A 12,652-nucleotide genomic window follows, 5' to 3' on the forward strand; every position below is an offset into this window, starting at 1 on the left:
GCAGTTAGTTACAATGGAGGAATGGATAGAAGCGCTCAGATGGCAGTACAATTATCGGTTGGCTGAACGCTTTAACTGGTGGAAACAAAAAGGTTGTAATACTAACTGCTATTGCCAAAGCAGTTGTTCAATCGCATCAATTAGAGATAAGCTAGATTCTTGCAGCCAAAAGCGCAATTTTAAAAAAATAAACTCTTTATTTCCAGCCGATAAAAGACTTTTTTTTCAACGATTACAAAACTGCGTTGAGCAGGTGGCAATCCCTCGATACAATAGGAAAGCCCAGAAGCGGATTGAGCGGTTACAGCGTCAGTTGTCTCGCCAGAAACAGGGCAGTAAGCATCGAGTTAAAGCTGTCCAGCAGATTGAATTGTCACCGTTAAATGTTGCAAACCAGCGTCAAAATTTTTACCAACAAGTTGCCAACTGGCTATTGAAGCAATTAATGGTGGTTGCCGATCGAGACTTGATCAACAAAAAACTCGCCGGGAGCAAATTGGCAAAGTTTGTTACGGGTGCTGGATGGGAAAAATTCGTGTCTATCTTGGCGCTCATCGGTGCCGGGAAGAAGCGCTATTCGGCGTTTAAGAGGTTGATTGCAGGAAGGCGTTTCTATGGGCTAGTACATCCATCTGGCACGATTCAAGAAGATTCTAGCTGTGAGGCGGAATTTTTCAGGACGCAGGCTGATAGATGGTTTTTCTATTCTGATGACGGATTGGCTCTTAATCGAGATGAAAACGTTTTCAGGAAAATGAAGAAAAAGGCGGCGGTCATCCCATCAGGCTGTGGAGTTGGGGTAGACCAAAAGGCTCTCGCTGAAACGAGAAATCTCCAAATAAGCCGTAAGGTTGATTGGGAGAAGCTGTCACCGAAGATCGGGTTTAGTGCGAGCAGCCCAATCGAGTATACGCTTTGTGCGCGATCGCAATTTTTGTCTAAAGATATTGAGTCTGGAGGTATTTTTCCATGTCTATCCGTTTGTATGTAGGCAATCTGCCCAAAGAAGAAGTAGACCGTCAGGAGTTACAAGCTCTTTTTGGGGACATGAGCGATTCTGTTTCCACCAAGGTGATTAAAGACCGGAAAACCGGCAAATGTCGGGGTTTTGCGTTTGTAACCGTGAAGACGGATGAACTGGCTGATGAAATTATTGAAAAGTTCAACGGTCAGATGTTCCAAGAAAGCCCGCTGAAAATAGAAAAGGCATTGCCACGAGCTAAGGGTGAAGGGGAAGAAGAACCTCGCCCAGCAGCTCCAGCTCCTATTAAAGACCCCAACAAAGCTGCTAGCGGCGGCGGTGGCGCTCCCGCTCCCGCTCCCACAGGCGGCGGTGGTCGTCGTGGTGGCAGCAACAAGAAGTCGCGACGCTCTGAAGGGACAACATCTAATAATGAATCAGATACCTTTCAACCCGACCCCCGCTGGGCTGGCGAATTGGCGAAACTGAAGGAACTGTTGGCTGCTCAAAGCAATTAGTCGTTAGTCATTAGTCAAAGGTTAATGACTAATGACTAAGCAACTAAAAGCTAATTACTCAGAGGGAGTTGCAACCAGTCTTGCAGGTAGCTGCGTAGCTGCTTGGTAAATTCTGGTCGTTGGTTAAATCGTTCGGTGCGAACGGGCTTGCGATCTTCATCGAGAGTCCAGCCATAATCACTGCTTAGACGCAATTTGCCTTGCCAGTCTGCTACTGAGACAATCAGCTGACTTGCAGGGCTGTTGTCTAGCTCTAAAACCCGAAATACATAATTAAACGTATTCTGGGTGGCTGCGGCAACGGTCGAAGGCTGACCGTATTTGAGGTTGAGGCGCGATCGCACTTGTTCTATTAAACCCGGTTGCTCCACTTCCTCCAAAGTTTTGACGGCTAAGGTTAGTGCGAAATAAAATTCTTCGACTGGAATAAATTCAAGCTGCATAGATAAGAGTCAGTTGTACCAGGAAAGCATCTTACAGCATCTGGTTACAGCATCTAGTTTTAACAGGTGCAGGGATCTGTGTAAGACAAAATCCTGAGCGACGACTTCACAAAATCGAGCCGTTGCTGCTGCAAAGTTACCTGTGGCATTGCTAAGCCAAATCCCTGCCCGTAATCTGCCCCTAAATCGCGGCAAAATTCAACATCTTCCCTGTCTTCAAGTCCCTCAGCAACAACTCGAATTCCCAAGTTATGAGCAGAATTCACTAAACTTTTGAGCATCACCTGCTTGAGAGAATGCTGGCTGCAACCATGTACCAATCGCCGATCTATCTTGATCAAATCGGGGCAAAACTCCATGAAGTAGTTGTCAGGCGAAACACAGGCGCACAAATCATCTACAGCAACTCCAAACCCCCGTTCTCTTAGGCGATTAATGGTTTTCAAGAGTTTTGGACAGCTGACCAACGCTTCCACTTCGGTTAATTCAAATACAATTTGTTCGGGCTGTAATCCCAGGTCGAGAATTAACTTGATGTTCTGCTCTAAGGATGCAGGATCTTTGCTGATTACATTGGGTAAGATATTAATAAAAAATGTTTGATGACTCTTGGTGTTAGCAATTGATTGTAAACAAATTGTCCGAGCCAGTTCATCAAACTCGTAAGCCAATTTTGTCGAAAGGGCTGCTTCAATTAATTGATAACCGCTGAAGTGTCCTTCGCGCTCGTCTTTGGCGCGTGCCAAACATTCATAAGCAATTATTTCGCCGGTTGATAAATTGAAAATAGGCTGATAGTGAAAAAATATTTGCTGCTTCGCTAAAATCTGAAAAAACCAAGCATATTTAACCGCCTGGGTAATCGTACTAATCGGTTGCGCTTTTAAAAAATCTCCTAGTAAATTTTGATAATCGCGTGACGATGTCTCAATAGAAGAATCCTTTTGCTCGGTTCGCGTCAGAAAAAAGCGTGAGGAAGCTTGACTGGTTTCTGAAAGGACTTGGCTGATCTTGACGAAAATACTAACCAGTTCACGATTATTTACAGTTTGATAGAGAAGCTGAGGCATGGCAGGAAGCTCCTGAAACCCAATGCTGGAAAGACAGCAGCTAGTTTCCTTGTCATCAGGTTGGATAACCAGATTAAGCGGATGAATCTGTGACATTACAGCAGAGACTACCAATATTTTTTTCTAAGGAATAAAGATATATCAAACCAGGAAATACCCTGTATCCATTGAAACTGTCTTCTGTCTGAGGGCGTAAGAGGTATTCCCAACGGTACTATAGGTTAGTTTTCAAAAAATGGGAAGCTCGTAGTAAACATTATGTGCTTATAGGCTGCGCTCAAATTGCCATGAGCCGTTTTAGGCAAAACTTTGCCATCCTCTGCGAACCCACAGGAGATGTTCCTACAAAATCATGCCGTAATCGGGCAATACCTTGATATAGGCACTCAAAAGTTTCATTTAGTACAGGGAGGTTTCTTGTAAATCGGCACACTAGGAGAGAGAACCGCCATAAGTTCGCTTCATGCTGCGCGTGAAGCGAAGCTATCACGACAGGGAATCGCTAACGTGTCGCTCTTTACCAGATGCTTCGCTCATGCTAACAGACTCAAGCTTAGAGCTATACAAACTAAGCCTGCTTCAGGGAATCTTTATATATAGGGATTCTTGTTTGGATGCAGCAAAGTTTGATCCTGCTGCCTTTCACCGAAAAGCGGAAACAGGCATGGGGTAAGGTTCCGAGTGGATTGCACGCTTAATGAGAACTGCTATATCGTCTGCCTGCGCGGACTTTGTTTGAAGGACAGGCAAAGGTTATTTTGCTGCGCTTACAGTCGTCGGCTATGCGTTGTAAGTCAAGAAGTCTGTTGTGGACAGACGGATACAACCTTCGTCCCTACTGCTGGAAGTGCTAGCTTAGTGCATCGCTTCCATGAAGGGAATAGTGCTGGCGCGGCATTAGGTGAGTGACAGGAGAAGAGAGGATGCGATCGCATCCTTATCTGAATTATGTAGTTAACATTACGAAAACCAAGAAAGTGATCAGGATTGCATTGTAGATTGCATGATCGGCTGTACTTGCCTGAACTCCTGCTTCCTGAGCTATTTCTTCATTATTATTTTTTTTGAAAGACTGGTCATGTACAAATTTATAGCGGCAAGCAAATAAGAAACCTGGAATAATCAGCAGAAAACCTGCATAAATAGGAATTCCTACGGTGATATGGACTAAACCAAAAGCTGTAGAATTCCCGATTATCTGCTTCCAGGTGTTAGCACCTTGACGAAAAATCTTTTCTTCCAATCCAGCCCAAAACGGAACCATTAAAATTAAACATATCCAAAAAACAACCATCAAAACTTTTGTGTAATCAAAAGGGGGTTTTTGATCTGTACTGTTTGTCGGTACTGCTTTATAAGTCTTATTTGCAGCCTTTTCATTAGGTATCGGGCGAGGTTGAGTTGCAACATTTGCATTGGGTGATGGCTTGGGTTGGGTTACAACTTTTTCATCGGGTGATGGCTTGGGTTGAGTTACAACTTTTTCATCGGGTGGTAAGCTTTCACTGGGATTGGGAAGTTGAGAATTAATATCCTCTGATGGTGGAGGTTGAATGCTTTTAATAGTATCAAACGGTTGAAATATAATATTTCCAGAATTTCCGAAAACTGCACTAGCCCATCCCCATTGCATAAATTGGGGTACGTATGGGCTTACGACTGCAAATGTCGTTAAGGTAACAAAAAGAATAAAAGCTGCCCGAACATAACTTAAAATCCCACTTTTAAAATAAATTGCTAATACCCAACTTAATTGAGACTTGTTTTTCCAAATATCCCCTAAGATAAACCAAATAATTGCAACTGAAAATAAAGTAGAAAACATCTGCTTAAAATTTGTTGCCCAAGGCGATTGAGCAGAACTGATGATAAAAATAAATGTTGCAACAAATAAAAATTGATACTTGAACGCATTGACAATATTTTTTAGATCGTTAAATAGTTGATTTCTTTTTTCAGAATTTAATAAATGCTGAAAGATTTTACCTGTTATGAGCAAGCAGATGAGTTTATAAAACGCAGCCGACGCATATTCTGGCTTAAGCTGTAAGGCTTTTTCAAAGCTAGCGATCGCTTCTTGATAGCGATGTAATTTTGCCAGGATAAAGCCTCGACCGTACCAGGCTTGAGGAAACCAAAAATCTTGACAATCTGGTTGAATTGTAGTGGCTTTTTCAAAGCTAGCCAGTGCTTCTTCATCCCGCCCTAAATTTACCAGTAACGAACCCCGATTGTACCAAGCTCGCTGATAGGCTGGATTGATTTCCAAAGATTTATCAAAATTGCAAAGTGCTTCTTGGCGGCGTTTTGGTAACGGTAGCACAGCCCCACGGGTACACCAAGCTTCATAGCCGTTTGCATTAATCTCCAAAGCTTTATCGCAGCTAGCGATCGCTTCTTTGCGGCGATTTAACTTACTCAGCACCCAGCCTCGCTTGTACCAGGCTTGATAAGATTCTGGTTGAATTTGCAAAGCCTGTTCGCAACTCGCTAGTGCTTCTTTCCCACGATTTAACATGATCAGTGCATGGGCGCGATCGCTCCAAGCTTCGGAATAATCTGGATTTAACTTTATCGCTTTGTCGTAGCAACTAACAGCTTCGTTGTAGCGGCTTAAATAAAATAAGGAAAGTCCATAGTTGTATAAAATTTTATCAGAATTCGGTTGAAGGCCTAAAGCCTCTTGATAATGAGCAACAGCCTCTTTATACTTTCCTATTTCGGCTAATTTTAATCCTTCTTCAAACAGCAATAAGGCTTTGCGTGTAGTGCTTGTTTGCTCACCCTGATTCTTTTGATGGTGTGCTTCTGGAGTCAGATTTGAGTCGTGTTGATAATCTTCCTGAGAAAAATTTTCACCCTGAGTCATAGGAAGGGAACTCCAGATAGTAGACTGACTGTTGCAGCTGAGTTGGTTTAGGTTTACGCGATCGCATACTTTTCGGAGCGGAGCAAACCCCTCACACCCCCCTTCTCTCCGCGGGAAGGGGGGTTGGACTCTCCTCATCGCTAAAAACACTCGTCTTTTAGAAGTGGTTTAGGCAGAGGTAGAGAGGCAATGGAGAGAAGTGAACCGAGTAGTATTGCTAAGCGATCCTAGCCTACAGAGCTAAGTTGTCAATATCGCCAGGAGTTTTAAGAATGAGTGCAGAACAAGATCCCGTTAAGGTGATGAAGCAGGAAGTCGGGAAAGCCGCCGCCGCCCGCGTCCAGTCGGGGATGATAGTGGGACTGGGCACCGGATCGACGACTGCTTATGCAATTGAATCTTTGGGCGATCGCTTGAAGTCCGGCGACCTCAAAGATATCAAAGGCATCCCTACCTCATTTCAGGCATCCGTGCTAGCTAAACAGTACGGAATTCCCTTAACCACCTTGGATGAAGCCGATCGGATTGATATTGCCATTGATGGAGCCGATGAAGTCGATCCTCAGCACAATTTGATTAAAGGGGGCGGTGCTGCCCACACCCAGGAAAAGATAGTAGATTGTTTGGCAGAGCAGTTTATTGTTGTGGTCGATAGTTCCAAGCTCGTTGACAAGCTGGGTTCCACCTTCCGCGTGCCAGTAGAGGTAATTCCGATGGCGATGACACCCGTGATGCGGGCGATCGAAAAGCTAGGCGGGAAGCCAGAACTGCGGATGGGCGTCAAAAAAGCGGGTCCCGTTGTCACCGATCAAGGCAATCTGGTCATTGATGTAAAATTTGACACCCTCGATAATCCTGGAGAACTGGAAAAGACGCTCAATAATATCCCTGGCGTTTTGGAAAATGGTTTATTTGTGGGCGTCACAGATTTAGTTTTAGTGGGCGAAGTGGTAGATGGGAAGCCCATTGTGCGAGAAGCTTAATCTTCTTTTGCGATTCTCCGAGCAAAATTACTAATCTGCTCTCTACCTGGATTTTGTCTCTTTTCCCGTGCGAGACAAAATCCGACCCTATCCTGAGTTTCAGGCGTTTTTGGGTTTACGTTCAACTGTAGCGATCGCACCAGCTTAAACTCGGATTTTTAACGATTTCTCCTAAGCACGGCTACCTGATAGTTGCGCTTGAGAATTTCCTGTCCTCCCCAACTGATATTGCAATTGCTAGCGACAATTTTTCCGGGATGAACGCCTTTATTGTGAGATGCCCGACAGATAAATAGATCTCGATCTGCTTCTATCCCACCCGCGATCGCACCTGCTGGCACCCGTCCGTTCGATGCTTCTATCCAAACAATCCGAACGTTTCGCGGCGCGGTTAAAACTTCATAGAAAGGGGCGAGAATTTCCTCTCCTCCCCAACCAAAATTACAATTGTTGCCAACAACTTTTCCCGGATGCACGCCACCGTTATATTCGGCGCGACAGATGTACAAACGACGCCCCGATTCAGACCCACCAATCACGGCATTGGGGGGGATGTCTCCATTCGATGCACCTACCCAATTTAAGGCTTCATAACCAGAGTTATTCTGAGCCAGGATCGCAGAACTCGATGCCAGCAGCAGGGTTGCTGGTAAAAAAGATAGCAAGGTAGCCCGAACAACGTTTGCAAGCATAGTCAATTACCCTAAAAATAGTTGTGCTTAACTACAAGCACAATTCAGCAATTTTCTTATGTATTTAGAAAGATGCAGTATCGGCGATTTGGGCGTACGGAATTACAAATGCCCGTGTTTTCTTGTGGGGGGATGCGCTATCAGTTTAAGTGGCAGGATGTCCCTGGATGGCGAGTTCCCCGCGATAATCAACGGAATGTAGAAGCAACGATTCGCCGAGCTTTTGAAGTCGGAATCAATCATATTGAAACTGCTCGTGGCTACGGCACCTCTGAGATGCAGTTAGGGCGAATTTTGCCGACTTTTCCCCGCGAAAAACTGATTGTCCAGACGAAAATCGGCCCTAAAGCGGACGCTAAAGAATTTCGCCAAGAATTTGAGAAGTCCCTAGCTTACTTAAAGCTAGATTACGTTGATTTGCTGTCGCTACACGGTGTCAATACCGATGAGTTGCTGCACGACAGCATTAAACAGGGCGGCTGTCTGGAGGTAGCACGACAGCTACAAGATCGAGGCAAAGTTCGGTTTATTGGCTTCTCGACGCACGGGCCAAGTGATGTAATTGTGAAGGCGATTGAGACGAACCAGTTCGATTACGTTAACCTGCACTGGTACTACATCAATCAGTTCAACTGGCCTGCAATTGAGGCAGCTTCTCGGCACGATATGGGCGTTTTTATTATCAGCCCTTCCGAGAAAGGAGGAATGCTGTTTAAACCGCCGCAAAAACTGGTGGATTTGTGCCATCCCCTCAGCCCAATCGTGTTTAACGATTTATTCTGCCTGAGTCATCCGCAGGTGCATACTCTGAGTGTGGGGGCGTCACGACCAGAGGATTTTGACGAACACCTGAAAACCCTGCCGCTGTTAGAGAAGGCAGAGTCGATTTTGTTGCCAATTCTTGATCGCTTGGAGCAAGAAGCGATCGCTACCTTAGGAGAAAACTGGGTAAAAACCTGGCACGTTGGTTTACCAAAGCCAGAAGCAACGCCGGGGGGACTGAATATCCAAGTGATTCTGTGGCTGAGAAATCTAGCGATCGCCTACGATATGATCGAGTACGCTAAAATGCGCTACAACCTGCTGGGCAACGCCAGCCACTGGTTTCCTGGAGCCAAAGCGGATCGGGTTCGAGAACTAGACCTCCGCCAATGTCTTACCCATAGTCCCCACGCCGACGAAATTCCAGCATTGCTGGAAGAAACTGACCGACTGCTAGGCGGTCAAACCCTCAAACGCTTATCCCAAACCTAAAATGGTATGAGTTGGGGTAATGGCTAATCAAAGAGTGGCTAATCGAAAAGTGGCTCTTGAACAATCTTTCAATTAGCCATCAGCAATTAGCCATTCATATTTAACAATGCCGCGATCGCCCAATTATACTCAGCTATCTGAGACAGAAACTTACAGCGAAATTATTGATGTCCGCTCACCCAGCGAATTCGCTGAAGATCGGATACCCAGTGCCATTAACCTGCCCGTTCTGGATGACGAGGAACGCGCTAAAGTCGGAACGCTCTATAAACAAGTTTGTCCTTTCACTGCCCGTAAACTAGGAGCGACCTTAGTCGCTCAAAATATTTCCCGTCACCTCACCCATCACTTTGCCGAAAAAGACAAAGACTATCATCCCCTCGTGTACTGCTGGCGGGGAGGACAGCGTTCTAACAGTTTGGCAACCGTCTTGAGTCAAATTGGTTGGCAAGTGACTGTCCTCGAAGGTGGCTACAAAACCTATCGTTCCTTGGTACGCGAGCAACTGCAAGCCCTCCCGGAACGCTTTAACTTCCGGATATTATCTGGAATGACTGGCAGTGGTAAAACCCACATTTTGCGCCGTCTGGCTGAGTTTGGCATTCAGGTGCTGGATCTGGAAGGTTTGGCAAACCATCGCGGTTCTCTCCTGGGTGAAGAGTGGGAGAGTGGGAGTGGCGCTGAGGAGCAGTTTGTAGAGACAAGGGCGATCGCATCTGGAGCTGAGGGACAATTACCAAAAACCCATCCCCAACCTCAGCCATCCCAAAAACACTTTGAATCCCTGCTACTGCAACAGTTGCAAAGCCTCGATCCTAGCTTTCCCGTATGGGTGGAAGCGGAGAGTAATAAAATTGGGCGCATTTATGTGCCCCCATCTCTCTGGCAACAGATGAAACAAGCGAGCTGTGTGGAAATTGAGATGCCTGTAGAAGCTAGAATTCAGTGGCTTTTGCAGGAATATCCTCACTTAATGGCCCACCCAGAGGTTTTGAAAGCGAAGCTGCACAGACTGAAATCCCGCTATGGCTGGGAGAAACTCCAAGAATGGTATCAGCTCATTGATGCTGGGCAGTGGGAAAGATTGGTAAGAGACTTGCTAGAGTGCCACTACGATCCGAGCTACAACCACGCTATCCGCCGCTGTTTTCCCAATTTAGAGCAGGTGGTTTCCCTGGCGGATTTATCGGATGCGAGTGTTGATGCTTTGGTCGAAATTTTAGATTTTCGAGTGGGTTCTACCGATGAACAACCAGAATCTATCCGTTGCTCAACCCCAGCCTAATCATCCAAAATCCAAAGTCGAAAATCAAAATCGAAAATACGGAAGCCCCATTCGATGCTCTAAATTGTTCTGACATCGATGGGGCTGAGGACGCAGTTAGGAGGTATCTTGCAGTCCAACTTATCCGCAGAAATTTCCACAAGCCGAGACTCTTAATAAGTTTTTAAGAAACTATCCATCAGTTATTCGCCATTTGCCCTTAGCCTTTGTCTTTTTGAAGCTCTCTAAGGGCGGAAGTCGCTCTCTGAGAGCCTTCCTTCTGACCTTGACGCTGGTAAAGGTCGCGGGCTTGCTCAAAAGCTGCGATCGCTTCCGGTACCCTTTCTCGCTTTCTCAACGCCACTCCCAGATTGTAGTAAGCTTGGGCATTTTCCGGCGACATTTCTACCAGCCGCCGATACGCAACAATTGCCATTAGGTAGTCCTGCTGCTTCAGCAAAATATCAGCGATCGCTGTCTGAGCTTCCACGAGATCGGGTTTGATCTTCACTGCCTGTTGATAAGCCTTTAAGGCATCATCCAGATTATTCCCGGTTTGCAAAATTTTGCCAATTTGGAGGCTAATCTGAGCATTGCGAGGCTCAATCTTGGCTGCCCGTTCTAAAGCCGCCATCCCAGCCGTGACGTTGCCTTGCTTCATGTAGGCGTCTCCCAAGTTCAACTGCACGCCGCTGTCATTTGGGGCGAGAGCAACAGCCTGTTGGAGTGCTTGAATCGCTTCTGCGGGACGCCCCTGCTTCAGGAAGGCGGAGCCGATAAATTCATAAGCTTGTAGATTTTTCGGATCGAGCTGGAGGGCAGTTTCATAGGCTTGCATTGCGCCTTGATAATCTTTTAGACGCTGTAATACCACCCCTAATCCTAGATAGGCATTCAGGTTCTTGTTGTCGATCTGGGCAGCACGCTGGTAGGCGGCTGCGGCACTGGCATTGTCTCCAAGATTCGCGAGAGCGTACCCCAATGCATACTGAAAATCAGCATTCTTCGGTTCCAGGGTGACAGCCTGTTGATAAGCTTTAGCGGCTTCTCGGTAGTTGCCCTGAACTGCTTGTAAATAGCCGATGGCGGAGAAAATACGGGCATTTTCGCGATCGAGATCCGCAGCTTGTTGATAAATTGTCAAGGCTCTGGCAATATCTCCCGTATCCACCAACTTACGCCCCTGCCGCAGCAGTTCGCTCACCTGCTGTTGGTTGCCTTGAGCTACCAGTGGAGCCGCTTGGACAACTGGCATTTTGATGGTAGCGATCGCTGGCACCAACAAGAGACTAGCTACTAATAAAGTCTGTTTTTGCACGGTCGATTTATCTTGAGTTTCTACAATGGCTCAGTGTTTCTATTCCGGAAGCATGAATCCAGAATGGCTAAACACAGCAGAGGGATGAGCTTTACCTCGTCTACACCCCAAATTTGCCTAAAAAGAAATTTTGACGAGGACAGTTAATGATTGTAACAACAACTGATGTCGTTCACAAAGCTGTGTTAAGAGCGTATTTAGCAATTATCACCGCTGAAGGCGTCTCGGCTAGTCGTGACCTGTGGTTTTTTTGGCTGGGGTTGGGGATATTATCGGCTGACGGAATGGCAGTTATATATCTGTAGTTTTTGAGCAGAACGGGGTGTGATAGCAGAGTGACCAGCCTGGCTTTTTATTGCTCATTACTGTCACGGAAACAGCCGTAAAGCTCTACTAATTTATTAATAATTGCGATCGCGCTTTTCACTTATATAGAACACATATTTCTATCGATAGATATCCTGATTATTCCTACTGATAGATATACCCAGAAAAATACCAGTATAAAGTATAACTCAAGGGTGAAAGTTAGAAGAAAGTAGCTCTATAAAAAATAGAAACAGGAAGAGCGGTGAGCAATGTCATACACAAATCGAGAAGACAGGGTTGTTATTGAGCCAACTGCTGGCAATCAAATTGTTGAGTACCACGATCGTGTAAGGTGGGGTCCCATTTTTGCCGGTATTGTTACTGCTTTAGCTACTCAGTTAATTCTGAGTGCTTTAGGAGCCGCAATTGGTGCTACTAATATTTCCGGTTCCGGCGCACCTAGAACCTATGCCGATGATGTTGGTAGAGCGGTCGGAATTTGGTCTATTATCTCTTTGTTTATTTCCCTTTTGGTGGGTAGTTGGGTAGCAGCCCGTGCCAGTGGTCCGATGAACCGGAATACAGCAATGTTAAATGGAGCCATTCTTTGGGCTACAACTTTGGCATTGAGTTCCTGGTTGTTAGCAAGTGGAATCTCAGGCGCATTCGGTATTGTAGGTGCGAATGCTGGGGAAATCGTCAATCAAGCGCAACAAGGTGCAGTGAACGTACCCAACGACGCGCCTAATGTAACGGCTCAACAAACTCGTGATATTGCGGGTGCCACAGCGAAGGCAGGTTGGTCGTTTACAATTGGTTCTCTGCTAGGTTTAGCAGCATCGCTGATTGGCTCATCTATGGGTGCCCGGACTCCTCGGCATCACACATAAGAATTAATGACTCAAAATCAAATTTGCAGGCTTATTTTAGCCACCAGTAAAAACACCTTTGAAAAGGTGTTTTTTTTGTAG

11 protein-coding genes and 1 pseudogene are annotated in these 12,652 nt (G+C 45.8%); 7 read left to right on the top strand and 5 right to left on the bottom strand.

Annotation, left to right across the window (positions count from 1 at the left end):
• Positions 1–253 precede the first annotated feature (253 nt).
• Complete coding sequence (locus tag NC997_RS02135) at positions 254–991, top strand: transposase (protein WP_242031471.1); 738 nt, start codon at positions 254–256, stop codon at positions 989–991.
• Positions 970–1,479: an RNA-binding protein gene (locus tag NC997_RS02140; protein ID WP_190429814.1), complete on the top strand. Its 510-nt coding sequence runs from the start codon at positions 970–972 to the stop codon at positions 1,477–1,479. The genes NC997_RS02135 and NC997_RS02140 overlap by 22 nt, the downstream gene beginning before the upstream one ends.
• A 50-nt stretch (positions 1,480–1,529) precedes the next feature.
• Here NC997_RS02140 and NC997_RS02145 read toward each other — a convergent pair whose 3' ends face one another.
• From NC997_RS02145 to NC997_RS02155, 3 genes are all read right to left on the bottom strand, one after another.
• Positions 1,530–1,922: a hypothetical protein gene (locus NC997_RS02145; protein ID WP_190429815.1), complete on the bottom strand. Its 393-nt coding sequence runs from the start codon at positions 1,920–1,922 to the stop codon at positions 1,530–1,532.
• A 59-nt stretch (positions 1,923–1,981) separates the two neighbouring features.
• Complete coding sequence (locus NC997_RS02150; protein ID WP_190429816.1) at positions 1,982–3,088, bottom strand: EAL domain-containing protein; 1,107 nt, start codon at positions 3,086–3,088, stop codon at positions 1,982–1,984.
• A gap of 850 nt (positions 3,089–3,938) precedes the next feature.
• On the bottom strand, positions 3,939–5,861 hold the full coding sequence (locus tag NC997_RS02155) for a tetratricopeptide repeat protein (RefSeq protein WP_190529416.1): 1,923 nt from the start codon (positions 5,859–5,861) through the stop codon (positions 3,939–3,941).
• Positions 5,862–6,133: 272 nt separating this feature from the next.
• On the opposite strand from NC997_RS02155, the gene rpiA reads away from it, so the two are divergent.
• A complete protein-coding gene (gene rpiA, locus NC997_RS02160) occupies positions 6,134–6,844 on the top strand; it encodes a ribose-5-phosphate isomerase RpiA (RefSeq protein WP_190433167.1) in 711 nt (236 codons plus the stop codon).
• A gap of 158 nt (positions 6,845–7,002) precedes the next feature.
• Here rpiA and NC997_RS02165 read toward each other — a convergent pair whose 3' ends face one another.
• Positions 7,003–7,536, bottom strand: coding sequence for a DUF3421 domain-containing protein (locus NC997_RS02165; RefSeq protein ID WP_190529418.1), 534 nt, complete (start codon positions 7,534–7,536; stop codon positions 7,003–7,005).
• 72 nt (positions 7,537–7,608) lie between these two features.
• Here NC997_RS02165 and NC997_RS02170 point away from each other — a divergent pair, with 72 nt between their 5' ends.
• Entirely contained in the window at positions 7,609–8,790 is a 1,182-nt protein-coding gene (locus NC997_RS02170) for an aldo/keto reductase (RefSeq protein WP_190529420.1), read from the top strand.
• A 106-nt stretch (positions 8,791–8,896) separates the two neighbouring features.
• Positions 8,897–10,075, top strand: a complete 1,179-nt coding sequence (gene mnmH / locus NC997_RS02175; protein WP_190529422.1) for a tRNA 2-selenouridine(34) synthase MnmH — start codon at positions 8,897–8,899, stop codon at positions 10,073–10,075.
• A 199-nt stretch (positions 10,076–10,274) separates the two neighbouring features.
• Here mnmH and NC997_RS02180 read toward each other — a convergent pair whose 3' ends face one another.
• On the bottom strand, positions 10,275–11,372 hold the full coding sequence (locus NC997_RS02180; RefSeq protein ID WP_347276155.1) for a tetratricopeptide repeat protein: 1,098 nt from the start codon (positions 11,370–11,372) through the stop codon (positions 10,275–10,277).
• 146 nt (positions 11,373–11,518) lie between these two features.
• Between NC997_RS02180 and NC997_RS02185 the strand changes: the two are divergent.
• A pseudogene (locus tag NC997_RS02185) lies at positions 11,519–11,769 on the top strand (hypothetical protein).
• A 181-nt stretch (positions 11,770–11,950) separates the two neighbouring features.
• A complete protein-coding gene (locus NC997_RS02190) occupies positions 11,951–12,571 on the top strand; it encodes a hypothetical protein (protein WP_190415090.1) in 621 nt (206 codons plus the stop codon).
• The last annotated feature ends 81 nt before the right edge of the window (positions 12,572–12,652 follow it).

Source organism: Trichocoleus sp. DQ-A2 (assembly GCF_039961915.1).
In the GTDB taxonomy this organism is placed as follows: domain Bacteria; phylum Cyanobacteriota; class Cyanobacteriia; order Cyanobacteriales; family FACHB-T130; genus FACHB-T130.

Excerpts from the sequence above, each read along its gene's own strand:
- NC997_RS02140 (WP_190429814.1), top strand. The coding sequence starts at position 970 with ATGTCTATCCGTTTGTATGTAGGCAATCTGCCCAAAGAAGAAGTAGAC.
- NC997_RS02145 (WP_190429815.1), bottom strand. The coding sequence starts at position 1,922 with ATGCAGCTTGAATTTATTCCAGTCGAAGAATTTTATTTCGCACTAACC.
- NC997_RS02150 (WP_190429816.1), bottom strand. The coding sequence starts at position 3,088 with ATGTCACAGATTCATCCGCTTAATCTGGTTATCCAACCTGATGACAAG.
- NC997_RS02155 (WP_190529416.1), bottom strand. The coding sequence starts at position 5,861 with ATGACTCAGGGTGAAAATTTTTCTCAGGAAGATTATCAACACGACTCA.
- rpiA (WP_190433167.1), top strand. The coding sequence starts at position 6,134 with ATGAGTGCAGAACAAGATCCCGTTAAGGTGATGAAGCAGGAAGTCGGG.
- NC997_RS02165 (WP_190529418.1), bottom strand. The coding sequence starts at position 7,536 with ATGCTTGCAAACGTTGTTCGGGCTACCTTGCTATCTTTTTTACCAGCA.
- NC997_RS02170 (WP_190529420.1), top strand. The coding sequence starts at position 7,609 with ATGCAGTATCGGCGATTTGGGCGTACGGAATTACAAATGCCCGTGTTT.
- mnmH (WP_190529422.1), top strand. The coding sequence starts at position 8,897 with ATGCCGCGATCGCCCAATTATACTCAGCTATCTGAGACAGAAACTTAC.
- NC997_RS02190 (WP_190415090.1), top strand. The coding sequence starts at position 11,951 with ATGTCATACACAAATCGAGAAGACAGGGTTGTTATTGAGCCAACTGCT.